The organism is Myxococcus sp. MH1 (assembly GCF_059738865.1).
Genome location: NZ_AP026947.1, coordinates 3,812,314 through 3,838,083 on the forward strand (window position 1 = coordinate 3,812,314; position 25,770 = coordinate 3,838,083).

Here is a 25,770-nt window from a genome sequence, read left to right on the forward strand (position 1 = left end):
CGCGGGCGGACGGGCGTCTGTGTTAATCATGGCTGTCGGGGTGGTGGGGTAGCCTCGCCGCCCCTCGCGCAACGTGCCCCCCTCCGCCACCTCATCCTGGAACCGCCGCCTCTTGCCGGCGGCCGCCTTTCAGTTCGCGCTCATCGCTGGGGTGACGCAGCTCAAGACGGCGGCCAACGCGCTGGTGTTGTCGCGTTTCGACTCGCAGGCGCTGCCCTACCTGTACCTGTTGGGTGCCCTCATCACCGCGGCGCTGACGGTGCTGCCGCGCTTCAAGCCGGGCTCGCCGTTCGAGTCGCCGGGCGTGCTGACGGGGCTGGGCGGTGTGGTGTCGATGGGGCTGGCGGTGGCGCTGTCGGTGGGCGTGAGCACGTCGGCGCTGGCGTTGTACCTGTTCGCGGACACGTTCTCGACGTTCGTGTCATTCCGGTTCTGGGCGCGCATGGCGTCCGCCTTCGATGCGCGCGAGGCCCGGCGCGCCTTCACCGCGCTCAATGGCTTCGCCATGGGCGGCGGCATCGTCGGAGGTCTGCTGGTCCAGGGGCTGGCGGAGCGGCTGGGCACGCCGGCCATGGTGGTGAGCGGCGGCCTGGGGCTCTTGGCCGCGGGCGCCATCTTCCACCACCTGTATCGCGGTGAGCCGCCGCCTCCGCCCCGGGGGCGTCCGGCGCCCACGTCGTTCATGGCGTTCAGCTACCTGGCGGAGAGCCCCTACGCGCAGGTGCTCGCGGCGCTGGGCATCTCGTTCGCGGTGCTGTCGTCCTTCGTCGACTACCTGTTCCGCATCCGGCTGGAGGGCCAGCTCAGCGAGGACGCGCTGGCGGCGCTCTTCGGCTCGCTGCAGCTGTGGATTGGACTGTTCTGCGTCGCGTTCCAGCTGTTGTTGACGCAGCGGCTGCTCAAGCGCCTGGGGCTCCTGCGCTACGTGGCGCTGGTGCCGCTGGTGCTCGCGCCGTTGGCGGGCGCGACGCTGGTGACGCCCGACCTGTGGCCGGTGCACCTGTTGCGGCTGGTGGAGACGGCGGTGAGCTACTCCATCCTGCCGGTGGGCATCCAGCTGCTCTACGCGGCGGTGCCGGATGACCAGCGCGAGGGGCTGCGCGCGGCGGTGGATGGGCTCTTGCGCAAGAGCGGCGTGGTGGTGGCCGGTCTGCTGCTCATCGGCGCGGGGCGCGCGGCCACGGGCATGTCGATGGCGGTGGCCGTGGTGGCCATGTGCGCGGCGCTCGGGTTGCTCCTGGTGCGTCTCAAGCCCGCCTACGTCGCGGCGCTGGGTGAGCAGGTGGGCGCGCACGAGGAAGAGGAGGTGGAGCTGGAGGGGGAGGAGGAGCAGCGCCTGTTGACGGAGGCGTTGTCGGCTCCCATGCCGGACCGTGTGCTGCGCGCCGTGGATTTGATGGAGCAGGCGGAGGTGTCGCTGCGGCAGCACCTGCCGGCGTTGCTGCGACATCCGCATGAGCGCGTGCTGGAGCGGGGCGTGGCCCTGGCGCTGGAGCTGGAGGCTCGCGAGCTGGCGCCGGTGCTGGAGCGATTGGTGGAGGAGGGGCCTCGTCGGCCTCGGGACCAGGCCGTGTGGGCGCTGGCGCGGCTGTCTCCGGAGCGGGCGGAGCGGCTGTTGCCGGCGCTGCTCAACCACCCGGACGTGGGGCTGCGGTGCGCGGCCATCGGCGCCCTGGTGAAGTCGACGGGGAGCGCGGCGGCGCTCGCGTCGCTGGAGGAGCTGCTCGCGCGCGGTGAAGGGGCTCCGGTGATGGAGCGCCGTGAGGTGGCGAAGCTGCTGGGGCGGCTCCAGGACGCGCGCTTCGCGGGGCCGCTCGCCCGGTATCTGGATGATGGGGACACCACCGTGCGGCGCGTGACGCTGGCCGCGGTGGGGGAGGGCGGCTACGTGGAGCTCGCGCCCCGGCTGTTGCCCTTCCTGACGTGGCGCGAGGAGCGCAAGACGGCCCGCGAGGCGCTCATCGCGTTGGGCGACGCGGTGACGCCGCTGGTGGAGGAGCACCTCAACAACAAGAAGGCGCCGCTGGCGATGCGGCTGCAGCTGCCTCGCGTGCTGCGGGGCATCGGTACGCCCGCGGCGCTGGACGCGCTGCTGTTCTCCAACGTGCGGGATGATGCCTCGCTGCACTTCCGCATCGGCGCGCAGCTGTCGCGGCTTCGCGACGAGCACCCCGAGCATCCGGTGGACGTGGACCGCGTGCGCGAGGCGCTGGGCCGCCGGCGGGACACGTATCGGGCGCTGGTGGGGGCCTATCGCGACGTGCGCGCGGCGTTGGGAGATGGCTCGTTGCTCACCCGCGCGGTGGGCGACCGGCTGGACCAGGCGCTCGAGCTGTCGTTCTTCCTGCTGGGGTTGTTGGACTCGTCGCACCGCATGCGCGGCATCCACTACAACCTGGTGGGGCAGGATGCGCGGCGGCGGGCGCTGGCGTTGGAGTTGTTGGACAACCTGCTCTCCGAGGAGGACCGGGAGCTGGTGATGGAGCAGGTGGAGGCGCACCACCGGGAGCTGCCTCCCGGGGCGTCGGGGCGGCTGTGGCGCAGGCTGGCGGCGCTGGTGCAGAGCGAGGACGTGGTGCTGCGCGCGTGCGCCCGCCACATCGCGCGGGTGAACGGGCTGGACGTGCTCCCGCAGGAGGGTGAATTGAGCGACCGCATTGTCCAACGGATGTTCGAGCTGGAGGGCGTGAGCGTCTTCTCCCAGAGCGACGTGGATGACATCGCGGCCATCGCCGCGGTGGCCCGCGAGGGCTTCTTCCGCGCCGGTGAGCGCATCTATGCGCAGGGCGACCCGGGGGACGCGCTCTACGTCATCGTCGACGGCGCCATCGACGCGTTCCACGACGGCGAGCACGTGCTGCGCTTCCAGGGCAAGCAGGCCTTCGGCGAGGTGAGCCTGCTGGATGGCGCGCCGCGTCCCACGGACATGGTGGCCGCGGTGGACACGCGGGTGCTCATCATCGACCGGCGTGACTTCCTGGACCTGCTCGCGGACCGGCCCGAGCTGCTCACGGGGTTCTTCCGCGCGGTGAGCCTGCAGCTCCAGGCGCTCATCGCGCTGCCGGACTCGCGCGAGACGGGCGAGCGGCTGGAGATGACCGCGCCCGCGGCTCCCACCGCGCCGCCGCTGCCCACGGGCCCCGCGCCCGAGGGCTCGGAGCCGCCGACGACGGAGAAGCGCACCCGGGGTGGAGACGCCTGAGCGGCTCGGCGTGCTCGGGTTGACCGAGGGCTTCGAGCCGACGGGTTCGTGGCGCTGCCCGCGGGGGCCGTGTCCGAGGGCTTGGGGCCGATGACGTAGACATGCTCCCGGGGCGGCGACACCTGAGTGGCTCGCCGCGCTCCGGCTTCTCTGGGACCAGGTGCCGACTGCTTCGTGCGGCTGCCCGTGAGGTTGATGCCTGAGTGGCGGTGGCGGCGTCGTTCGTTGCGCCCCGTGACGAGGCGCGCTCTCTCAGGCGTCCTTGGCCGGGTGGTCCTGGTCCGGGCTGGAGGGAGGGAGCCGGCGGGCACGCTCGTGCTGGAGGATGTGCGCGGAGGCCACGGGGATGAGCGGCCGCACGAAGAACTTCAGTGGGGCGAAGGAGCCCACGAAGCGGACCAGGGACAGGCCCGCGTACGCCCAGGGGTGGCGCTCCACCGAGGCGACGGGCGCGTAGACCTCGCTCGTGCGCTGGGTCCACATGGCGCCGTAGCGCTGGAGAATCCCCCACCGCAGGCCGGGCACGCGGGTGGTGAGCGTCGTCCACGCGCGCAGGAACCAGGGAGGCCGCTGTCCCTCCACTTCATCCCAGGCGCGGCAGCTCTTGGCGGCGGTGAACACCATCAGCCACCACATGCCCCACAGCGAGGTGATCGCCGTGAGCAACGGGCCGCTCAAGCCCGTGCAGAACAAGGGCGAGGCGACGAAGACCGCGGCCGGGACTCCCACCGCGAACAGGAGCATCGCGCGCACCCGCCGCTGGACCTTCTTGCGCAGCCACTGCACGTTCAGTCGGACGTGAGGCGTGAAGGCCTCGTCCTCCGGCTCGATGCGCGTGAGCAGGCTTGCGTCGCGCGAGATGACGTCGTGGTAGTCGCGTGAGAGCGCGATGATGACCCACTGCGCGAGCTGCATCGCCGCGAACAGGGCGATCCAGAACGGCAGGCTGAGCAGCGAGAAGCCCTTGTACGAGAGGAAGGGCAGGGCGTCCTCCTCCTGTGGAGAGGGCTCGACCTTCTCTTGAGGCTTGCTCGACGAGGGGGCTCCCGCGACGCCACCCTCAGCCTGTTCCTCGGCGCCGCCCTGCTGGACCTCCGTCGTGATCGCCTCGGCGATGAGCGCACCCAGCGCACTCGCGAGAGACGGTCCACCGTCGCCCTGTCCGCTCGCCGCGGCCTCGACGTCGCGAACCCGCTGCTCGAGGGCCTTGTCGCGCGCGGCCTCGGCCTCCATGGCCTGCTTCATGGCGGCGCTCGCGGCCTTGAGGCTCTCGCGCACGTCGGGGGGCAGAGAGTCCACGTCATCCAGCACGGCCTCGGTGTTCTCCGGGGCCTTCTGGGTGTCGTCCGCGATGGCGCCCGACCCCGTCGGGGGCGTGCCCGGGATGGCGGTCTCCGCGAGCCGTGCCCCCGCGGGAGCCTGGGAATCTCGCGCCGACTGCTCCTCCGAGTCTGCCTCGGTCGTTCCGGCTGAGGACGTCGAGCCAGGCTTCTTCGCGACGTGCGTTGGCGCCACCGTCCCGGAGGCTTGCTCCTGTCCAGCGGCCTCCTCTTCGTCACCCGGCGCCGCCCGCGCTTCCGTGGGCTCGTCCCCGTCACCCTGCTCGGCGGCCTCGGCCTCTGCGACGGCCGTGCCCCGTGCCACGGAGGTCTCCTCCCCGGCCTGGGTGCCCGCGGAGGCCTCCTGCTTCTCACGCTCCCGGGCGGCGATGCGTCGTCGGCGCCGCTCGCGCAGGCGCTCCATCACCTCCGGGTCGACGTCCTTCGCCTTGTCCTCCGCCATGGCGTGCGCGGCCGCCTGGATGACCCGGGAGACCTCCGCCTCGACGGCCGCGTCCCGTCGCTCGTCCACCGCGTTCGCGGCCTTCTTCGCCGACCCCATGCACGTCAGCGCGAGCGCCAGGGCGACCATCGTCTGCATCATCCCCACACGCAGGTACCGGGAGCGCGCGGCGGAGTCCGCCAACAAGGCCCGGGCGATGTGGAACGGCAGGCTCATCCCATGCGCGAACTGCCTCAGCCGACCCTGCTGGCCCACACCGGAGCCATGCTCCTGGAAGTGGGTGGCTCCCTTTTGCAGTTCTTCCCAGAAATGCTGGGTCGAGGTACGACCGGAAGGGTTCTCCCCGCGCGCCGCGTCCTGACTCTGCTCTCCTCGGCGTGAGGGTGGGGCTTCAGGGGCCGAATGATCCGACACGCCGGCCACCGTATCACGTCCGGAGTTGTGCTAAACGGCGCTGCTGTGAACTCGACCCCCTGCTATCGCTTCCGTCCCTCCCGCCAGTCGCGCCTGTCTGGCGTGCTGGTCCTCGCGCTCGGCGCTCTGGCCGGCTGCGAGAAGAGCAGTCCTCCCCCCGCCGCGCCCGCCACCGAACAGCCGGACGCCGCTCCCGCGAAGCCCGCGGTGCCCAGCGAGGTCACGCTGCTGGTCACCGGCGGCACCTTCGGCCAGCTCCAGCCCGTCGAGGGCAAGGGCGGCGCCGCCGAGCTGCTCGGGCAATGGGTGAACAACGAGAAGCACTGTCCGGGCCCCGTGAAGGATGGCCAGGCCACGTGCGCGGACTCGGGCACCCTGGCGCTCGCCACCGGTGACCACTGGAACGGGCCCGCCCTGTCGTCCTTCTTCCTGGGCGCCCCCACGGCCGAGGTCATGGGCCGCATGGGCTACGCCGCCTCCGCCATGGGCAACCACGAGCTGGCGTTCGGCAAGGAGGCCTTCCTCAAGAACCGCGCCTCCGGCGGCTTCCCCTTCCTCGCCGCCAATCTGCGCGTGAAGGACCCGGCGCTCGCGGGTGACATGTCCCTGCCCGCGTTCCAGGTGTTCGACCGTCGCGGCCTGAAGATCGGCGTGGTGGGCCTGGCCTCCGAGAAGACCGTGCGCACGGCGATGGCCGGCCGCGCCGACGGGCTCGAGGTCACCGGTTACGAGGAGGCGCTCGCCAGCGCCGTCCCCGAGGCCCGCAAGGCCGGCGCGGACACCGTCGTCGTCGTGGCCGACACGTGCGTCACCGAGCTTCAGCCGGTGGTCGCCAAGCACCCCGAGTGGAAGCTTGCGCTCGTGGCCGGCGGCCGCTGCCCCGCGCAGGTGTACTCGAAGGAGAACGGCACCATCTTCGCGTCGCTGGACCGCGGCTTCTCCAAGTACCTGCGCGCGCACATCACCTTCGACCCGGCGAAGCCCGCGGGCGAGAAGGTCACCCAGTTCGAGGGCAAGCTCGTCGACGTGGCCGGTGGCACGCCCGACGCCGAGACCGCGCAGCTGGTCGCCAAGTGGAAGGCGCAGCTCGACGAGGTGCTGGGCCAGCAGATCGGCTTCACCAAGACGGGCATCCCCCAGGCCTCGCCGCAGATGGCGAAGTGGGTCGCGGGCGCGGTGCGCGAGTCGCTCGGCACCGACGCGGCCATCCTCAACAAGGGCGGCATCCGCGGCGACCTGCCGGCGGGCCCGGTGACTCGCGGCAGCATCTACACGGTGATGCCGTTCGAGAACTCGCTGCTCGTCGTGAAGCTCAAGGGCGAGGACCTGGCCAAGCAGCTGGCCAACCCCAACGCGCTCATCTCCGGCTTCACCGCCGCGGGCAAGGGCAAGTTCAAGGACGCCAAGGGCAAGGCGCTGGACCCCGCGAAGGAGTACACGGTCGCCACCGTCGAATACCTGTACTTCGGCGGTGACGGCTTCGAGTTCGAGAAGCTGGCCCCCGAGCCCACCGAGACGGGCATGGCGTGGCAGACGCCCGTGGTGGACTGGACCAAGCAGCTCGACTCCAACGAGAAGAAGCCGCTGGAGAAGCAGCTGAAGTAACCCGCGCCCACGCGCGGCTCCACGAGGCGCCGGACGAGCTCCCACCTGGGCTCCTCCGGCGCTTCGTCGTTGCGGGCCACAGGGGACGTGGCCCCGGGGGCCTGGGCTGCGCGGCTACTCGCCGCCGATGGGCGAGGTCGCCGAAGGCGCGGCGCCGCACACGGCCTCATAGCGGGCCAGCGTGTCGTGCACCGTCTGGCTCAGCCGCACCGGCGTGCCCTCGTAGAGGACCTCCACCGCGAGCTGCTGCGTGGCGAGCGCCTCCTGGCACCGGCCGAGCTGGAAGAGGATGGTGGAGTACGTGTCCAGCACGCTCGCGTTCCCCGGCGCCAGGGCGAGGGCCCGCTGCGCCGCCGCCAGTCCCCGCTCGGGCTGGGCCGTGCGCGCGTAGTAGCGGGCGAGCCCCTCCTGCGCGGCGACGTTGTCGGGAATCAACTCCACCGCGCGCAGCCTCGCGGCCTCCTGTTCCTCCGTCGCGTAGCCCGCGGCATCCAGCGCCTGGGCGAGCGCGTCCCACGCCCTGCCGCTCTCGGGCCTGCGGCCCACCAGCTCCCTCGCGAGCTCCAGTTGCTCCTGCGGCTCGGCCGTGTTGCGGATGCGCAGCAGGGCCACGGTGAGGTTGCCCGGGTCCTCCTTCAGCGCCTGGGCCATCTCGAACTCGGCCTTCTCCAGCCGCTCCTCGGGGGTGGCGCCTCCCGGCGTCATCAGGAAGAGGCGCGCGCGGATGGCGTGCACCTCCGCGGGCTCCAGGGGCCGGATGTCGATGTCCCCGGAGACGGGCAGCAGCGGCGCGGTGATGGTCGGGGAGCGCATGGGCACCGTGCCCAGGGCGTAGGCGTGGACCTGTCCGGCCAGGTCCTTCACGCCGTGGAACGCCGCATCCCAGGCGACGCGCGGGTCCTCCCCGCCCATCAGCCGCTTCTGGAAGCGCTCGAAGCGCTCGGCGTGCTGGCTGATGAAGAAGTGCACCCAGAGCCACGCGGACACGTAGTACTGCTGGGACTCGGCGCTGCTCATCGGCCCGCGGCGGTCCCACTCCCACAGCTCGTCCAGCGTGCGCCAGCCCTGGCGCCGGGCGATGTCCAGGAAGGGGCCGTGCTTCGCCCCCAGCACCACCTCCTGCTTCTCCGGCTTGAGGGCGATGGTCTCCAGGTAGGTGGCCAGCCCCTCCGACAGCCAGCGGGGCTGACGCACCAGCGCGAACTGGGAGAGGTAGTGCGTCAGCTCGTGGGCCTGCGTGGAGATGTCCGCGCCCTCCTCGCTGAGCGCGTAGCTGTGGCCCGCCATCACCAGCACGGGGCCCTCGGCCATCGTCGCGGAGAAGCCCTCGATGCTGACCTGGGTGAACTCGGAGAGCTCCCGGCGGTTGCGCAGGACGATGACCTCCACCGTGCCCGGCGGGTCGAAGCTGCCGCCCCAGGCCTGCAGCAGGCCCTGGCGCATCAGCTCCAGCTCCCGCGCGGCCTCGGCGGACGTCTCCGCGTCCAGGTTCGTGCGGACGGTGAAGTGCGGGCTCTTCACCTCCACCCAGGGGCGGCCGCCCTCGAGGGGGCACAGTGCTCGCATGGAGCTGCACCCCGTCACACAGGCCAGAAGGCACCCCAGCAACGCCAGCCGACACGTCATGTTCCTGTTTTCCCACAACTGACGCCCGTAGGGCAGGGTGGGCATCCCTCCTCGCTGGGCTAGAGTGTCGTCATGGAGATGGCGGAGTTCATCGCGTCGCGCCGGCCTCGCTGGGAGAAGCTCGAACGGCTGCTGGACCAGTCGGAGACCCGGGGCCTCCGGGGCCTGAGCCTGGAGGACGCGCGGACGCTGGGGAAGCTCTACCGCGCCGTGTCGAGCGACCTGCTCTGGGTCCGGGCGCGCAGCGGTTCGGCGGACGTGAGCGCGTACCTCAATGATTTGGTGGGCCGGGCCTATGCGCTGACCTACCCGGGGCGGCGTCCCCGGTTCGCGGACGTGTGGGGCTTCGTGGCCCGGGGCTTCCCGGCGCTCTTCCACCGCGAGGTGCGCATGTACCTCGCCGCGGTGCTGCTGTTCCTCGCGGGCGGGGGCTTCGGCTACCTGGGGATGCTGGTGGACCCGGAGGCGGCGCACTACCTGGTGCCCGCCGAGCACCTGGACCTGGACCCCGTCCAGCGCGCCGCCGACGAGGCGAAGGGCGAGGGGATGACGGCCGACCAGCAGGCCCATTTCTCATCGTACCTCTTCACGCACAACATCCAGGTGGCCTTCCTGGCCTTCGCCCTGGGCGTGACGCTGGGGTTGGGCACGGCCATCATGCTGTTCGTCAATGGACTGTTCCTGGGGGCGCTGGCGCAGGTGTACGCGGCGAAGGGCATGGCCGGCTGGTTCTGGGCGTGGATCCTCCCGCACGGCATCCCCGAGGTGACGGCCATCTGCATCGCGGGCGCGGCGGGGCTCGTCATCGCGCGCGGGCTGGTGGCCCCCAAGGGTCTCACCCGGGGACAGGCGCTGCGCCTGGAGGCGGTGACGGCGGTGAAGCTGCTGTTCGGGACGCTCGCGCTGTTCGTGCTCGCGGGCTTCATCGAGGGCACCGTGTCGCAGATCCATCCGCCCAGGCTGTCGGTGGCCTTCAAGGTGACGTTCGCCCTGGTGGTGGGCTCGGGCGTCTATGCGTACCTGTTCTCGGACTGGCTCCGAGACTCCCACCCGGCCGGGCCGGGCCCGGACGCTCCCCCGGCGTCCTGACGGGCATCGTGGGCGACGGGGCCGTGCTACACGGGGCGGGTGCTGCTCCTGCCCCCGCTGCCGCCCCTGCCCGAGGTCCTCATCGAGTGCCCCCGCTTCTCGTTCGTGAAGCGGCGGGCGGATGGCTCGGTGGACTTCGTGTCGCCGGTGCCGTGTCCGTACAACTACGGCAGCATCCCGGGGCTCGTGGCGGATGATGGAGACCCGCTCGACGCGGTGGTGCTGGGCGCGCGGCTCGCTCGCGGGCAGCGGGTGCGGCTGCCGGTGGTGGGCGTGCTGGGCTTCGTCGACTCGGGGCGGGGCGACCCGAAGGTGATTTGCGGCGCGGCCCCGATGAGCGCCGCCGAGCGCGCGGGACTGGAGTCCTTCTTCCGCGTCTACGCGCTCTTCAAGCGGGGCCTGCACCTGGTGCGCGGCAACGACACCGACACCCGCTTCACGGGGTGGCTGCCGGTTCCGTCAGTGTCTTCCGCATCCTGAGGACGCGGTAGCTCAGCTCGCCCAGCGCCATCGGCCCCACCCACGTCTCCGGCTGGAAGCCCTCGCGCGTCCAGAAGCGCAGCGCCGCCGGGTTGGGCTCGGCCACGCCCACGCGCAGCACGTGCTGGCCCGAGGCGCGCAGCCAGTCCTCGTAGCCCGCGAGCAACCCCGCGCCCAGCCCGTGTCCCCGCGCCCCGGGCTCCAGGAGCAGCAGGCCGAGGTACGCCTCGCCTCGCGTCGGGAAGTCCTGGAGCCCCTCGAAGAGGCCCACCCACGCGCCCGTCGGGTCCACGAGGGCGAGCAGGTGCCCCTCCTCGGGCGTCACGCCAGGAGGACGCTCCAGGGTGAGTCGAAGGGCCTCGTCCGCACGCGCGGGGCGGCCGTAGCACAGACGGAAGAAGTCCTCGCAGCGCTCCATCAGCGGCTGGAAGCGCTCGGCCTCGGCGTCGCCGATGCGGTGCGCGGCGACGTCGCCGGATTGAAAGAGCGGGTGCATGGCGGGGTTAGAGGACGCCCCGGGCCTTGATGTCGAGGTAGCGGTTGACGGCCGCGAGGCTCAGGTCATCCGGCTGCACGTCGAGCATCTGCACGCCACCCTGGCTCACCCGCGCCTTGAGCACCTCGCGGTCCGTGAGCAGCTCCGAGGCCACCGCGTGCTGGAAAGACTCCTCGGGGCCCGGAGGCGGCGTGCGCAGGAGCTTCTGCAGCGCCGTGTCCTTCACCGACAAGCACAGGGGCACGTGCCGCCGCGCGAGCCGGTGGAGCGGGGCCACCATGGTGGACGCCTGCTCCTCGTCGAGGAAGTCCGTGAAGACGCACAGCAGGCTGCGCCGCGTGAGGCGGACGTTCAGCTCCTTGAAGAGGGCCAGATAATCCACGTACGTGAGGCTGGGCGTCGTGGAGTAGAGCGCGTCCACCATCTTCCGGTACTGCGTGCGCCCCGCCGCGGGCGGCAGGTACGTCTTCACGCCGTCGGCGAAGACGGCGAGCCCCACCCGGTCTCCGTTGCGCACGGCGACGAAGGCCAGGAAGAGCGCGGCGTTCACCGCGTGGTCCAGCTTGGTGAGCCCGTCCACCTGCGCGGCCATGGAGCGGCCCGCGTCCACGCAGATGAGGATGGACTGCGAGCGCTCCGACTCCAGCACCCGCGTCACCGGCCGTCCGCGACGGGCCGTGGCCTTCCAGTCCACGTCGCGCGCGCTGTCTCCCTGCGCGTAGTCGCGCAGTCGCGCGAACTCACTGCCGCGTCCGTCACGGCGAAGTTGCCGCAGGCCCAGGTTCACCAGGTCCAGCGCGGCGCCGGACAGGAGCAGTCGGCTGGCGCCTCGCAGGTCCGGGTACACCGAGAGGGTCTGCGTGGTGGGGAACACGCGCTCGTGGAGGACGAGCCCCAGCGGGCCCGACACGCGCGCGGTCACCTCCGTGAAGTCGAAGCGGCCTCGCCTCGCGGGCGTCACCCGGTACACCCAGCGCGTCTCGCTGTCCGGGGGCAGCTCCAGCGTGGCCTCGTCGGGCACGGCGGTGAAGGACTCCGGCACGCCGTCCTTGACGCGCACCCGGGCCGTCCGGCCGCCCCGGTGCACCAGCCGCAGCTCCACCTTGTTGGGCACGCCCACGTTGAGCCGCTGCGGCAACACGCGCCGCGCCTCCAGCCGCACCGCGCGCGCCCACAGGAAGTCCAGCACGGCGAGCGCCAGGGCCAGCGCGTCCAACGCCAGCACGGCGCCGCCCAGGCCGGGGAAGAACCCCGCGGCCATCATGGGCACGGCCAGCAGCGCGAACAGCGCCCAGAGGCGCCCGGTCGGAATCACCGGGGGACCTCCACCGCCTGCACCACCTCGCGCAGCACGTCCGACGGCGTGGCTCCGTCCAGCTCCGCGTCCGGCGACAGCAGCAGCCGGTGCTTCAGCACGGGGCCCGCCAGGAAGCGCACGTCGTCCGGCGTGACGAAGTTGCGCCCGCGCAGGGCGGCCAGGGCCTTGGACGCGAGCAAGAGGTGCACGCCCGCGCGAGGACCCGCGCCCAGGCGGATGCGACTGGAGGTCCGCGTCGCCGCCACCAGCTTGCGGATGTAGCCCAGCACCGGCGGCTCCACGTTGACCTCGTTGAGCGCGGCGCGCGCACCCAGGAGGCCCTCCTTCGTCACCGCCGGGCGCACCCCCGCGCGCGCCAGGTCGCCGGCGTCGAAGCCGCGGTGCACGGAGGCGAGGATGGCGTCCTCCTCCTCGGGCGCGGGGTAGCCCACGTCGATCTTCAGGAGGAAGCGGTCCAGCTGCGCCTCGGGCAGCGGGTACGTGCCCTCCGACTCCACCGGGTTCTGCGTGGCGAACACCGTGAAGAGGGGGGACAGCGGCAGGTTTCGGCCCTCGAGCGAGACGCCGCGCTCCTGCATGGCCTCCAGCAGCGCGGACTGCGTCTTGGCCGGGGCGCGGTTGATTTCATCGGCCAGCAGCAGGTCCGTGAAGATGGGGCCCTTCACGAGCACGAAGCCCTGGGACTTCAAGTCGAACACGCTGGTGCCCAGGATGTCCGCGGGCATCAGGTCCGGGGTGAACTGGATGCGCTTGAAGTCCGAGCCGATGCTGCGCGCGAGCGCCTTGGCCATCAGCGTCTTGGCCACGCCGGGCACGCCCTCCAGCAGCACGTGGCCGCCGGCGATGAGGCCGCAGAGCATCAGCTCCAGCACCTCGTCCTGGCCCACCACGGCCTTGCGCACCTCGCGCAGCACGCCCTCGCGGATGGCATGGGCGGCCTGCACGGCGGAGCCGGTCTGGACGAGCGGGGAGGCGGGGTCGTTCGCGTTCATGGGGTACCGGAAGTGCTGCGCCGGGCCTGGCCGGCGGGGTGGAGACCTTGCCGCAGCGTGGCCGCTCGCGCGGTGAGCTGCTGGAGGTCGGAGTCGTTGTTCACCGTGTCGGCCCGGCCGACCACTTCGCGCAGGCCGCGCGCGAGGTCCTCCCGGCCGCGCTCCTGCAGCGCCTCCGAGACGGCCTTGGGCGCCGCGTGCGCGGGCAGGCCCGCGTGCAGCGCGAACTCCTGGGTGAGCCCTCGGGCGACCAGCTTCGCCGCGAAGCCGTGGTGGCGTCCCTCGCGGTACAGCCGCGCCATGGCGAACAGGGCATCGGTGGCGCCCACGCGCACGGACTCGGGCGGAGGGCGGGGGCGGCCGAAGCGCTTGAGCGCCACGGACCACAGCGCCACGCCCGCGAGCAGCTGGAGCACCGCGAAGTGCAGGCCGTAGCGGCGCGCGAAGTCGACGACGGAGCGCTCGTTGGTGAAGCCGTGGTGGAACTCGTCGAACTCGTACGGGCCGGGGCCCAGCGCCGCCAGGGCGGAGAGCCAGAACTGCGCGTTGTCCGCGCGCGACAGCGCCACGTTCATCGCCAGCTCCGGTGCGCCCAGCACCAGCACCCGGCCCTGGCCGTGAGGCACCACCGCCGCCACCATGCGTCCCAGGCGCTCGTCCTCGAGGACCGGCACCGCGGTCGTCGGCAGCTCCAGGTACGCCTGCACCTTCACCTCCACCCGCTCCACGCCGAGCGTGTAGGGGGAGGGGAAGGGGGGCACCAGCGTGCGCATGGGCAGCGTCGTGTCGGCCTTGATGAGCTTCACGCTCAAGGCGTCGAGCAGCGGGTTCTCCCGCGAGCCCCAGGGGACGTAGACGGCGGAGCCGCCCGCGGACACGTGCGTGAGCAGCTCCGTCACCTCGCGGTCGTCGAGTGCGCTGGCGCGGAAGGTGTTGAAGCCCGTGCGCGGCACGTCCTCGTCACCCAGACCGGCGTCCGGCTCGGCGGCGAGCTGCGTCTGCTCCAGGTCATCCTCGCGAGCGCCCTGCACCTCCACCGCGAGCAGCACCGGTGTCGTCGAGCCCGTCGTGCCGATGCGCAGGTCCGCCATGCGGCGAGTCACCGGCAGGCCGCTCTCCTCCGCCAGGAGGTACAGCGCGCGCGCGCCATCTTCCTGCGCGCGGTAGGTGGACAGCGTGTCGGCGAACTCGCCACGACGCGCGCTCGAGATCAGCATCGAACCGAGCACCACGGTGAGCACCAGGCCGCCCACCGCGAGCAATGGGAGGCGGTCACGCACCGGCGGCCTCCCGGCGAGGGCGCGCGGTGCGCATCGACGTACTGACCACGGCGAGCACCCCATGGCCCACCATCAGCTCGAGGCGGCGGTCACGCACCGGCGGCCTCCTGGGGCGTGGGGGCGGCGAGCATCGGCGCGCTGAGGGCGCGGAACTCCTGGTAGCCGCTGCTGCCCACCGGCGTGTTGCCGTACCACGCGAAGTCGAAGCGCAGCGTCAGCTCCCGGAAGCGGGGCTTCCACTCCATGCGCCCCTTGAACTGGCTCAGGTAGTCCCAGTTGGACAGCGTCACGTCGTAGAGGATCGCGCCGTCGCGGTGCAGTCGGGACAGCAGTGCCAGGTAGAGGCTGCGCACCGCCTCGCGATACTCGCCCTTCGCGGCCAGCTCGTCCGCGAGCTGCGCCCAGCCCTCCGGCGGACGCGACAGCGCATGGCCCGCGTCCCCCGCGAGCGTCGAGGCGTCCAGGGTGGACACCTCCAGCCCCTCGCCCGCCTTGCGGCGCACGTTCTTCTTCAGCGCGCTCCAGAGCACATACAGCAGCACCGCCACCGTCAGCGTCGCGATGACCACCACCAGCGTGTTGGCCACGGCGCCACCGGACACGACGGGCGGCGTGAAGTTCCGCGTGGGCGGCGCCTCGTCCCGCTCGAAGAGCTTCTTGAGGAACTCCCCCAGCCAGGTCGTGAAGCGGCGCCACCAGTCGGGAGGCTGGGTTGGCTCCGGGGGCTCCTCGGCGGCCTTCTCCACCGGCGGCGCCACCGCGAACTCCGGCCGCGCCAGGATGTCCCGCGCCCGCGCCGAGGCCTGTCGCGCATCCACGGCCGCCTGCGCCTGCACCGTCCGCGAGCCCTGCTCCAGCCCCTGCTCCAGCGTGCCGAGCGCCGAGTCACAGTCCTCGTCGTCGTAGGCCTGCCGCTCCACCGCGCGCACCAGCCGGTCCAGCTTGCCGCGCTCACCCGTCCCCAGCGCCCCCAGCTTCTCGAAGCGCGCGTCCTCCTCCGGACCCGCGCCCTCGCACACCGTGGCCACCTGGCCCAGCCGACGCACGGCCTCGCGGCTCGACGTCACCGGCGCGCGAGGCGCGTCCTCCTGCGCCCGCGCCGGCGTGCCCGTCAGCAGCCCCAGCCCCAACACCACCGCGAGCATCGCCGCGCTCCGCTGTCCCAGGGGCTTGCCCGTGGAGCGCGGGGGCAGCTGCTGCGCCGCGGCCAGCAGGTCCAACCCCTCCTGGCGCACGCGCCCGTCGACGAGCAGCAGCGTGGCCGTCGCGGCGCGCACGGGCTCGAACAGCGTGAAGGTGAGGGCGGCCAGGAACAGCAGCCACGGCATGTTGTCCAGCGAGGCGTAACGCTCCGCGAACGTCAGGTCCACGCCCAACAGCTTGCGCGCCATCATGAGCAGGAAGTTCAGGCCGATGTGCAGGTTGAAGAACACCAGCACCTGCACGGACATGAGGAAGCGCACCTTCAGCGCCGTGCCTCGCGCCGGGCCCAGGAGCCGCGAGCACTGCCCGTACAGCCGCAGCACCGAGCCGCGCCCCTCCATCACGGCCGCGTAGCCCACGCTCTGCGCCGACACGACGAAGAACGCGATGCCCAGCGTCAGGTTGAACAGCAGCCAGTTGAAGACGAAGAGGTACGCCACCGCGACGAAGATCGAGGGCAGCCTTGCCAGCACCGCCTTCAGCGAGGCCCACGTGGTGGGCTCCGCCGGGCCCAGCAACACCGCCTGCACATGGTGCGCGGCCGCGCTCTGGCCCACGCCCCGCGCGAACCACGCGAGGGTGAACGCCAGCGACGGCAGCACCAGCGAGTGCCCCATCCGCGCCGCCTCCGCCAGGTACAGCACGGACGCGATGACGGCGGCTCCCCCCGGCAGCGTGAGGGCCCAGACGCCCGTGCTCCGGGCGCACAGGCGCAGCGCCGCGTCCATCACCGCGATGGCGTTCCGGGGCCGCAACTCGAGCGCGGAGACGGCCATGGCTCAGCCCATCACCAGGTGGAGCGTCATGTAGACCGCCCCCCAGACGATGCCCAGGCCCGCCACGGCGAGCAGGCCGCTGCCGACCGTCCACTCGCGTCGCTCGGCGGGGCCCTCGAGCGCCTGGAGGCGTCGCCCCAGGCAGCTCGCGCAGCGGTTGATGCCCTCGAACTGCGTGGTGCACTCCCGGCAGATGACCCGCCGGCACTCCACGCAGACACCGAGGCCGGCGCGCTCCGGGTGGTAGTGGCAGCGGCCCGAGCCCTGAATCATGCCGCCACCTTAAGCAGAGCCGGGCCCGCCACACCACCCCCAGCGCGCGGCTCAGAGCTCGTCGAGGAACTCGTCGTTGTAGGTGTAGCGCGACAGCCGCTTCACCAGGGCCTCCATCGCCTCCACGGGCTTCACCGCGAAGAGCATCTGCCGCAGCTTCTTCACCTTCTCGTACTCGCGCTGGGTGAAGAGCTTCTCCTCCTTGCGCGTGCCGGACTGGGCGATGTTGACCGCGGGGAAGACGCGCTTCTCGGCGAGCAGGCGGTCCAGGGTGACCTCGGAGTTACCCGTGCCCTTGAACTCCTCGAAGATGACCTCGTCCATGCGGCTGCCGGTGTCGATGAGCGCCGTGCCGATGATGGTGAGCGAGCCCGCCTCCTCGGTCGCCCGCGCGGCGCCGAAGATGCGCTTGGGGCGCTCCAGCGCGCGGCTGTCCACGCCGCCGGACATGGTGCGGCCGGAGTTGTCGACCTCCTTGTTGAAGGCGCGCGCCAGCCGTGTAATCGAGTCCAGCAGGATGACCACGTCCTTGCCCGTCTCCACCAGGCGCCGGGCGCGCTCCAGCGCCAGCTCCGCCACCTTGAGGTGGTCCCCGGTGGGCCGGTCCGAGCTGGACGCGAGCACCTCCGCCTTGATGCTGCGGCGCATGTCCGTCACTTCCTCGGGCCGCTCGTCGATGAGCACCACCATGACGTGCGCCTCCGGGTGGTTGGAGATGACCGCCTGGGCGATGCGCTGGAGCATGATGGTCTTGCCCGTCTTCGGGGGCGCGACGATGAGCGCGCGCTGTCCCTTGCCGATGGGCGAGATGAGGTCCAGCACCCGGGTCACCATCTCCTTGTGACCGTTCTCCAGCTTGAGCCGCTCGGTGGGGTCCACCGACGTCAGGTCCGCGAAGTGCGGCAGCCGGGACACGCCCTCCAGCGGGCGGCCGTCCACCGTGTCCACCTTCTGGATGATGCCCTTGTTGCCGCGCATCTGCGCGAAGGCCGTCAGGTACTGGCCCTGACGCAGCCGCAGCTTCTGCACCAGGTTCTTGGGCAGCTCCGGGTCGTCCGGCGCCGCCAGCAGGTTGCGCTTGAGCTGGCGCAGGAACGCGTTGGGCCCCTTGACCTCGGTGTCCAGCACGCCCTCCACCGGCGCCAGGTTGGACTGCTGCTGCGCCTGACCCTGGCCGCCGTGGTGCTGGCGCTGATGCTGCTGGCCGCCGCCGTGGCCCTGATGCTGCTGCTGTTGCTGGGGCTGCTGCTGGCCCTGCTGTTGCTGCTGCGCCTGGCGCTGCTTGTACTGCTCCAACTCCTGCGGCGTCAGGAAGACCTGGACCTGCTGGCCGTCCGGGCCCGCCGTCATGCGGTACGCCTGACCCTCCGGCGTGAAGAGCACCTGCGCGCCACGACGACGACGGCGCCGACGGCGGCGGCGTCCCCCGGGCTGACCGGGCTGGCCGGGCTGGCCGCCCGACGCGGAGGCGCCTCCGCCTTCGCCCTCGTCGCCACCCTCGTCGTCGCCTTCGTCGCCGTCGTCATCCGCCTCGGGAGGAGGGACGGGACGGGCAGCCGCGGGCGGCGGGGTGGCATCACGGGGGTCGCGGTTATCGGAGTTTTCGCTCATGAGGTTTCCAGACCGTGTGCGCCCCTCACGGGCCATCCCGAGGGGAGGGCGGGGGGACGCAGGGTGACTCAGGCTGTGGGACAGGAAGCCGGGCGCGGGGCCTTCGAGATACGCGAAAGGCCGAACCGCCGGTCCCTGGAACACCCTGGTGGCCCAAGGCCGACCGGAGTGCGGAGACAACACTAACAGAGGAGGCTCGCGGCGCTCCCGGTTTTTTCAGCCGGTGTTGGCGGGCCGACCTCGCGGCCCGCCTGGGGGTTGCTCAGCGGACGGTGAGGGTGAAGGGCATCATCGCCTTCATCCCCGGGCGCAGCATCTCCAGGTCCACGCCCGCCTGCCGCGCCAGCTCCCGCAGGGCGGACGGGAAGGGCTCCACGGGAGCGGGCAGCAGGGCGAGCGCCGCCTGCACGCCCGGCTCCCCGCCCAGGCTGGAGAAGAAGCCGCGCGCCTCGCCCATCAGCACCAGGTCCAGCTCCTCCGACGCCGGGACGCCCGCGTGGCGGCGGGCCGACTCCACCGCGTCCTGCAGGCCGCCCAGCCGGTCCACCAGCCCTCGCGCCAGGGCGTCATTGCCGCTCCACACCCGGCCGCGCGCCACGGCGTCCACCTCCGCCTTGTCCTTCTTGCGCACCTTGGCGACCTCGGTGATGAACATGTCATAGGACGTGTCCACCCACTGCTGCACCGCGGCCTGCTGCTCGGGCGTCCACGCCTTCCACATGCCGAAGACGTCCGCCATGGGCGAGCGCGAGAGGGTCTGCTGGCTCACGCCGAGCTTCTCGCCCAACAGGCCCTCCAGCGCGGGCTTGAAGTAGAAGACGCCGATGCTGCCGGTGATCGTCGTGGGCAGCGCGAGCACCTCCGTGGCGCCCATGGCCGCGTAGTAGCCGCCGGAGGCCGCCGCGTCGCCCATGGAGGCGATGACGGGCTTCACCTTCGCCGCGTCCACCACCGCCTGGTACATCAGGTACGAGGCCAGCACCTCGCCGCCGCCCGAGTCCACGCGCAGCACGATGGCCACCACGGACGGGTCCGACTTCGCCGCCTCCAGCGCCCGCACCACCGTCTCCGCCCCGGCGATGCGGCTGAAGCCCAGCGGGTCCTCGCGGCTCTTGCCGCCGGCAATCGTCCCCAGCACCGGCACCACCGCGACGCGGCGGCGCGTGCCCCAGCGGCCCTCGCGCTCGTCGCGCGGCGCGTACGTGGCGCTGAAGCGCCCGCCCGGCACCAGCTCGCGCACCTTGCCGTCCAGCTCCGAGGGAAGGATGAGGCCGTCCAGGAAGCCCAGCTTCAGCGCCAGCTGCGGCGTGGCAAGCCCCGCGGCCCACAGCTCGTGCAGCTTCTCCACCGGCACGTTGCGAGCCTGGGTGACGGCGCGCTCGTACCAGGCCACCTCGTTGTCCAGGTAGGCGTTCACCACCTCGCGCGAGGCCTCGCTCGGCTCGGTGAGGGTGAGCTGCTCGGGCGCCGTCTTGTACTTGCCCACCCGCGCCACGTCCCACGTCACGCCCAGCTTCTGCATCGTCCCGCCGTACGTCTGCAGGCTCGCGGCCAGGCCGTTGATGGGCAGCGACGACTCGGGGAGCGCGTAGACGCGCTCGGCGGCGGACGCCACGAAGTAGCCCAGGTCATCCGCCGACAGCAGCACCGCCATCACCCGCTTGCCGGACGCGCGCAGCCGCAGCACCGCCTGGCGCAGCTCCTCCGCCTTGCCCCAGTCCACGCCGGGCAGGCCCTCCATCTTCAGCACCACGCCCGACAGCCGCTCGTCCTTCGCCGCCAGGTCCAGCCACCGCGACAGCCGGAGGAACGGGTCCGCCTCGCTCACGCCCAAGAGCGACAGCAGCGGACTGCCGCCGCCCGCCAGCACGTCGTTGAGGTCCAGCATCGTCACCACGCCGCCGGGCGGCCGCAGCGAGCGGTAGTTCTCCGTGGACAGGCGCACCTGCGCCACGTGGTTCGTGCCGTTCTCCCCGCCGCCCGCCGCGTAGGTGAGGCCCAGGTGGCCGGTGTCCACCGTGACGGCCAGCTGGAGCGCCAGGGGCACCGCGTCGACGAAGCCGTGGGACACGCCGCCGCCCAGCCGCAGGCCCGGAATCACCTCCGCCTGCAGCGTGTACGTGGCCTGCCCCTGGCGGAAGGCCCCCTCCGAGAAGAGCCAGTCCACGCCCAGGGTGAAGCGCTCGCCCAGCGGGCGTAGGCCCAGGCCGAAGTCGTACGCGCGCTCAATCTTGAAGGCGCCCTCCCGTGGGGCGTTGAGGTTCCTGGCCACCGCCGCCAGCGACAGGTAGCGGGCGGGCCGGGCGGTGAGGCCCACGTCGAAGGTGTCCAGCGAGTCCACGTCCTCGTCGTCCGAGCCGAACGTGTGCCAGGACGCGCCCAGCTGCAGCGTGGGGGCCCCCAGGGACAGGCCCAGCGACGTGCGCCGGTAGTCCGGCCCGTGGCGGGGGCGCATCCACTCCATCGACGCGCCCAGGCCCAGGCCCAACAGCTTCGCGCCCAGGAAGACGCCGTCGGCGGTGCTGTCCTGCTCGAGGTTGCGCTCGTGCAGGTAGAACAATTGACCGGAGCGCACGAAGCCCAGGCCCGCGGGGTTGAGCGACAGGGCCGTGGCTTCGTCCACCAGCGCGGCGCCGGTGGGTGGCAACGTCAGCCCCCGTGAGGGCAGGGGGGCCTGGACGATGGAGCTCGTCTGGGCGAGCGCGAGCGACGGGAGCAGCAGGAGGGCGAGCAGGCGCATAGAGCCCCGGACTCTAGGCATCGCCCGTCCGGGGACAAGCGCCTCGTGTCACCAGTCCTCGGTTCCAGACACCCCGTCGAGCGGATCATCCCCGGGCTTCTTCGTCTTCTCCTGCTTGCGCGTCCGGCCGCCGCGGTCCTCGGCGCCCCAGTCCTCGGTGCCGCCCCGGTTGTCGAGCGGATCCGAGCTGCGCACCACCTTCTCCCCGCCGCCCTCGCTGGTGTTCACCAGCTGATTCACCATGCGCTCCATCTCCGACTTGAGCTGACCGAACTCGTCGCCCTGGAGCACCACGCGCCGGCCGCCCAGCTTCCGGCCGTTGCGCAGGTCGTAGTAGCCCAGGATGAGCTCGGTGCCCTCGCCGTGGCTCCTCACCGTGCCCACCATGGCCCGCTCCAGGCCCAGCGACTTGCCCAGCCCCGCGACGCCGTTGGCCTGGCTGATGCCGCGCGACACCTCGCTGGCCACCCGGTCCAGCTGCGCGTCATAGGCCTTGTACGCGGCCGTGGGCACCAGCTCCGTGCTCACCTCCACGTCATCCGGCGTCACCTCCATGAGCTGGCCGTACTGGCGGAAGCCGGGCCGCTCGACGCGCAGCAGGTGCTTGCCCACCGTCAGCGCGGGAATCGTCACCGGCGTGTAGCCGGCCATCTCCCCGTCCACGTAGACGCGGGCGCCGGCGGGGCGCGACTTCACCGTGGCGCTGCCGCGCAGCTGGGACGTGCGCCCGGTGGCCACCTGCACGCGCAGGGCGATGAAGTCCCGGCTGAAGCGCTTGGGGTTGAGCTCGAAGGTGGGGGACACGGCGATGAGGTCGATGAGGACCAGCTTCGCCTCCTCCACGTCACCGCGCAGGTGCAACAGCGCCGCGTACAGCGCCAGCGACTCGCACAAAGGCGAGCAGCCGCGCATGGCCGCCGGAGCGTTCTGCAGCTCCTTGAGCGTGGCGCGGACCTTCGTCTCCGCGTCGTCGTACTCCTTCTTGTCGAAGGCGGCGGCGCTCTCCGAGTAGCCCTTGCGCGCGCGCTCCATCGCGGACTGGGCGTTGGGGTCGGCGGGCAGGCCGAAGATCTCCTCGGACTTGCGGACGGTGAACCCGGCGAAGTTCCCCAGCGCCTCGTTCATGTAGCCCTCCATCTTCACGCTGCCGGACTCGGCCGCGGGGTCCATGGGGATGAGGAGGCTGGTGGCGCGCCGCGCGGGTGCGGGGGACGCCGCCAGGGCGAGCGAGGGAAGCAGGGCGAGGACGAGGGCTCTCATGGGGTAACCTCAGAAACGAGCGACGCGAGCGGGCGAACCGTCATTCAACCCGGAGCTCAGAAGCCTGTTCCTCCGGTGATGGGGTTGAACGGGCGGCCCTTGTCCTGGGTCGCCACGAAGACGGCGCCCGCCGTGACGGCCGCGGCGCCTCCGACGACGGCCCAGAACCAGGGCCGCTTGAGCAGGGACTGGCCGGACGCGCCGCTCTCGGCGACGCGCGGGGAGATGGCGCCCTGGATGAAGTCGCGCGCCTGCTGGGCGGCGGCCTCCGGGCTCTGGTCGCGCTCGCGGCCCGACAGGTCGATGTCCACGCCGCGCAGCCGCGCCTGGGTGCGCACGTCCCACGCCTGGAGCTCCGCCTTGAGCCGGCCCTTCTTGTCCTGCGACACGGCGGCCACCACCACGTAGCGCGCGTCCAGCCGGTCGGCGATGGCGGCGGTGTCCGGCGGCAAGGTCTCGCTGTCGAAGGCGGCCTGGGAACCTGCGCGCACGGAGGCGTCGCGGATGGCCGTCAGTCCCGGCCCGGGGCTGAGCTCCGCCTTCACCTGCGCGCTCGCGCCGGACTTCACCTCCGTGTACTCGGCGTGGGGCGTGTGGCCCGGCAGCGTCACCACCACGGCGTGGTGGCCGGCGGGGACCGTCACGCCCCTCAGCGGCGTCACGCCCAGCTCCTGGCCCCGCACGCTCACCTTGGCGCCCGCGGGCTTGGACTCCACCACCAGCGTGCCGGCGGGGCGCGCGCCCACCTCCGCGCGGGCGTCCTCGAAGGCCTTCTGCACGTCCTGTCCGAAGAGCGCCTTGTCCGGACGGGTGGAGGGCTCGGCTACCGCGGCGCGCACGAACGCCGCCTTCGCGCCCGCGGCGTCGCCGTTGAGCAGCCTGGCGGCGCCCAGGAAGAGGTACGTCTCACCCAGCCGCTCCGGGCGGAAATCGCCGGGGGACTTCTCGTACGCCTCCGCGGCGGCGCGGAACTTCGTCTCCGCGGCCTCCGGGTCCAGGTTGTCGTACGCGGCCCGGCCCTCGTCGTAGAGGCCATCCGCCTGCGTCAGCGGCGTCGGCTCCGGGGGAGGGAAGGCCGTGCCCAGGTCCACGAACGGGATGTCCCCGCCGCGCTGCAGGTGCCTCGTCAGCTCCCCCTCCAGGCGGGCAGCGGCGTCGGAGGCGGCCGGCGTGCGGGCCACCGAGAACAGCGCCACCGTGCCGGACGCCACCGCGGGGGTGTTCGCCAGCGAGGGCCGCGCGTTGGGATTGACGGGCTCGTGGGGCTTCGTCGCCGGAGGCGGCACGGGCGTGGCCACCGTGGGCTTGTCCGTGCCGACGGGCTTCTCCGGGGGCGTGGGCTGCTCGGGCTCACCGAAGACGAGCGGCTGCGGCGACTCGACGTCCTGGACGTCCGTCGGCTCGGCGGTGACCGGGCTCTTCTGGCCCTTGATGCCGGGCTTCTTCTTCTTCGCCTTCACCACCTTGCTGGAAGGGGTGGCCTTCTTGCGCGCGGCCTTCTTGCGCGTCGTCTGGGCGTGGGCGGGGAGGACGGCCAACAGCAGCGTGAGCAGCAGGGCGAGTCGGCGAAAGGTGTTCACGGCGTCGGAATCTAGCCGAGCTAGAAAGGGCCGTCACGAGCCCCCGCCTCGGCCCTCGGGGCAACACCCGGGGTGGCGGGGACTCGCGGCAGGATGACGGATGGCTAGACGTCCAGCGCCTCGACCTCGCCGGCGCGCTCCATGATGAACCGGAAGCGGGCGCTCACGTCCCGGCCCATCAGGTCATTGATGACGCGGTCCGTCTCGATGGGGTTGTCGATGGTGACCCGCAGGCTCATCCGGTTCTTCACGTCCAGGGTGGTCTGCTTGAGCTCGTCGGCCGTCATCTCGCCCAGACCCTTGAACCGCATGATGTTGGGCTTGGCGTTGCCCTTGACCTTCTCGCGGATGATGCGGTCGCGGTCCGCCTCGTCCAGCGCCCAGTACGTCTCCTTGCCGATGTCCACGCGGAACAGGGGCGGCTGGGCGATGTGGATGGCGCCGCTCTCGATGAGCGGGCGCAGGTGGCGGTAGAAGAAGGTGAGCAGCAGCGTGGCGATGTGGTGGCCGTCGCTGTCGGCGTCCATCAGCAGGAACACGCGGCCGTATCTCAGCTTGGAGATGTCGAAGTCCGCGCCGATTCCGCAGCCCAGCGCGCTGACGATGTCCTGGAGCTCCTTGTTGCCGGCGACCTTGTCCGTGGACGCCTGCTCCGCGTTGAGCACCTTGCCGCGCAAGGGGAGGATGGCCTGGGTGCGCCTGTCCCGGCCCTGCTTGGCGGAGCCGCCTGCGGAGTCACCCTCCACCAGGAACAGCTCGCTGACGTTGGGGTCCGTGGACGAGCAGTCCGCCAGCTTGCCCGGCAGGTTGAGCCGGTGGCTGACGGCCGTCTTGCGGCTGACGGCCTGGGACGCGGCGCGGCTGGCCTCGCGGGCGCGGGCGGCCAGGATGATGCGGGCCACCACCGCCTCGGCGACGCTCTTGTTGTCGTTGAGCCACTTCTCCAGGGCGGGGCGCAGCACGCCGTCCACCTGGGCCGTCACCTCGGGGTTGTTCAGACGCGACTTCGTCTGCCCCTGGAACTGCGGCTCCACCACGTAGACGGACAGAATCGCGGTGATACCCTCGCGGATGTCCTCCGCGGTGAGCGACACGCCCTTGGGCGTCAGGTCGTGCGTCTCGATGTAGTTGCGCACCGCCTTGACGACGGCGCCGCGCAGGCCCGCCTCGTGGGTGCCGCCCATGTTGGTGGGGATGCCGTTGACGTACGAGCGGATGTGCTCGTCGGTGGCCTCCGTCCAGCCCAGCGACGCCTCCAGCCGCACGCCGTTGTCGCGCGAGTGGTAGAACGTGGCGCTGCCCGCCGGCACCAGGGGCTTCTGCCGCTCGGCCACCACCTTGGTGAGGTACTCGGCGATGCCGCCGTCGTGCTTGTACGTGACGGACGTCGCGGGGCTGGCGGTCTCATCCTTCCAGATGACCGTCATCCCCTTGTGCAGGTAGCTCTTGGCCTCCAGCCGCTCGCGCACCAGCTCCGCGTCGAACTTCAGCTTCTCGCCGAAGATCTCCGGGTCCGGCTCGAAGGTGATGGAGGTGCCGGTGCCGCGGGCGGCGCCGTCCACCTTCAGCTGGCTGGTGGCCTTGCCGCGCGCGTACGTCTGGACGTACTTCTTGCCGTCGCGCTTGATTTCAATCGTCAGCTTGCGCGCGAGCGCGTTGACCACCGAGCTGCCCACGCCGTGCAGACCGCCGGAGTGGATGTAGTTGCCCTGCTCGAACTTGCCGCCCGCGTGCAGCGTCGTGAGGATGACCTCCACGGCGGGCTTCTTGAGCTTGGGCATGATGTCCACGGGGATGCCGCGCCCGTTGTCCACCACGGTGATGCTGCGGCCATCCTTGTGGAGCACGACCTCGACGGTGGTGGCGTGGCTGTTGATGACCTCGTCCACCGAGTTGTCGAGGATCTCCCACAGCAGGTGGTGATAACCGGTGCTGTCGGTGCCGCCGATGTACATGGCCGGGCGCTTGCGCACCGGCTCCAGGCCCTCGAGGACCTGGATGTCCGCGCCTGTGTAGCTTTCCTTCTTCGTCGCCATGGCGTCC

General features: G+C 71.8%; 17 protein-coding genes. 4 read left to right on the top strand and 13 right to left on the bottom strand.

The features are described 5' to 3' along the window. Positions 1-73: 73 nt before the first annotated feature. Complete coding sequence (locus AC6JA9_RS15255; protein WP_223783099.1) at positions 74-3,202, top strand: cyclic nucleotide-binding domain-containing protein; 3,129 nt, start codon at positions 74-76, stop codon at positions 3,200-3,202. Between the two features lie 252 nt (positions 3,203-3,454). Here the strand turns inward: AC6JA9_RS15255 and AC6JA9_RS15260 are convergent, their stop codons facing one another. Further along, complete coding sequence (locus tag AC6JA9_RS15260; protein ID WP_497960008.1) at positions 3,455-5,239, bottom strand: hypothetical protein; 1,785 nt, start codon at positions 5,237-5,239, stop codon at positions 3,455-3,457. 204 nt (positions 5,240-5,443) lie between these two features. On the opposite strand from AC6JA9_RS15260, the gene AC6JA9_RS15265 reads away from it, so the two are divergent. Beyond that, on the top strand, positions 5,444-7,003 hold the full coding sequence (locus tag AC6JA9_RS15265) for a bifunctional metallophosphatase/5'-nucleotidase (RefSeq protein ID WP_223746610.1): 1,560 nt from the start codon (positions 5,444-5,446) through the stop codon (positions 7,001-7,003). 114 nt (positions 7,004-7,117) lie between these two features. Here AC6JA9_RS15265 and AC6JA9_RS15270 read toward each other — a convergent pair whose 3' ends face one another. After that, positions 7,118-8,569, bottom strand: coding sequence for a hypothetical protein (locus AC6JA9_RS15270; RefSeq protein ID WP_223783098.1), 1,452 nt, complete (start codon positions 8,567-8,569; stop codon positions 7,118-7,120). A 132-nt stretch (positions 8,570-8,701) separates the two neighbouring features. On the opposite strand from AC6JA9_RS15270, the gene AC6JA9_RS15275 reads away from it, so the two are divergent. Together AC6JA9_RS15275 and AC6JA9_RS15280 are read left to right on the top strand one after the other, a co-directional pair. Further along, complete coding sequence (locus AC6JA9_RS15275) at positions 8,702-9,718, top strand: stage II sporulation protein M (RefSeq protein WP_223746612.1); 1,017 nt, start codon at positions 8,702-8,704, stop codon at positions 9,716-9,718. Between the two features lie 39 nt (positions 9,719-9,757). Then, complete coding sequence (locus AC6JA9_RS15280; protein ID WP_223746613.1) at positions 9,758-10,198, top strand: inorganic diphosphatase; 441 nt, start codon at positions 9,758-9,760, stop codon at positions 10,196-10,198. Here AC6JA9_RS15280 and AC6JA9_RS15285 read toward each other — a convergent pair. The 11 genes from AC6JA9_RS15285 to AC6JA9_RS15335 form a co-directional block, all read right to left on the bottom strand. Next, positions 10,155-10,694, bottom strand: coding sequence for a GNAT family N-acetyltransferase (locus tag AC6JA9_RS15285; RefSeq protein ID WP_223746614.1), 540 nt, complete (start codon positions 10,692-10,694; stop codon positions 10,155-10,157). The two genes, AC6JA9_RS15280 and AC6JA9_RS15285, sit on opposite strands and share 44 nt — an antisense overlap. Before the next feature lie 7 nt (positions 10,695-10,701). Beyond that, entirely contained in the window at positions 10,702-12,009 is a 1,308-nt protein-coding gene (locus AC6JA9_RS15290; RefSeq protein ID WP_223746615.1) for a DUF58 domain-containing protein, read from the bottom strand. Beyond that, positions 12,006-13,004: an AAA family ATPase gene (locus tag AC6JA9_RS15295; RefSeq protein WP_046712731.1), complete on the bottom strand. Its 999-nt coding sequence runs from the start codon at positions 13,002-13,004 to the stop codon at positions 12,006-12,008. The genes AC6JA9_RS15290 and AC6JA9_RS15295 overlap by 4 nt, the downstream gene beginning before the upstream one ends. Further along, positions 13,001-14,284, bottom strand: coding sequence for a DUF4350 domain-containing protein (locus tag AC6JA9_RS15300; RefSeq protein WP_223783097.1), 1,284 nt, complete (start codon positions 14,282-14,284; stop codon positions 13,001-13,003). Before AC6JA9_RS15300 ends, AC6JA9_RS15295 begins: the two co-directional genes overlap by 4 nt. An 89-nt stretch (positions 14,285-14,373) precedes the next feature. Next, a complete protein-coding gene (locus AC6JA9_RS15305; RefSeq protein ID WP_223783096.1) occupies positions 14,374-16,263 on the bottom strand; it encodes a DUF4129 domain-containing protein in 1,890 nt (629 codons plus the stop codon). Between the two features lie 3 nt (positions 16,264-16,266). Continuing rightward, positions 16,267-16,536, bottom strand: coding sequence for a hypothetical protein (locus AC6JA9_RS15310; RefSeq protein ID WP_223746618.1), 270 nt, complete (start codon positions 16,534-16,536; stop codon positions 16,267-16,269). Positions 16,537-16,587: 51 nt separating this feature from the next. Beyond that, entirely contained in the window at positions 16,588-18,147 is a 1,560-nt protein-coding gene (gene rho, locus AC6JA9_RS15315; RefSeq protein WP_223746619.1) for a transcription termination factor Rho, read from the bottom strand. A gap of 262 nt (positions 18,148-18,409) precedes the next feature. Beyond that, positions 18,410-20,887 carry a signal peptide peptidase SppA gene (gene sppA, locus AC6JA9_RS15320; protein WP_223746620.1) on the bottom strand — a complete coding sequence of 826 codons (2,478 nt, stop codon included), beginning with the start codon at positions 20,885-20,887 and terminating at the stop codon, positions 18,410-18,412. A 48-nt stretch (positions 20,888-20,935) separates the two neighbouring features. Continuing rightward, complete coding sequence (locus tag AC6JA9_RS15325; RefSeq protein ID WP_267696829.1) at positions 20,936-22,147, bottom strand: PEGA domain-containing protein; 1,212 nt, start codon at positions 22,145-22,147, stop codon at positions 20,936-20,938. Positions 22,148-22,203: 56 nt separating this feature from the next. Further along, a complete protein-coding gene (locus AC6JA9_RS15330; protein ID WP_223746622.1) occupies positions 22,204-23,727 on the bottom strand; it encodes a PEGA domain-containing protein in 1,524 nt (507 codons plus the stop codon). Positions 23,728-23,831: 104 nt separating this feature from the next. Continuing rightward, positions 23,832-25,763 carry a DNA gyrase/topoisomerase IV subunit B gene (locus AC6JA9_RS15335; protein ID WP_223746623.1) on the bottom strand — a complete coding sequence of 644 codons (1,932 nt, stop codon included), beginning with the start codon at positions 25,761-25,763 and terminating at the stop codon, positions 23,832-23,834. Between the last annotated feature and the right edge of the window lie 7 nt (positions 25,764-25,770).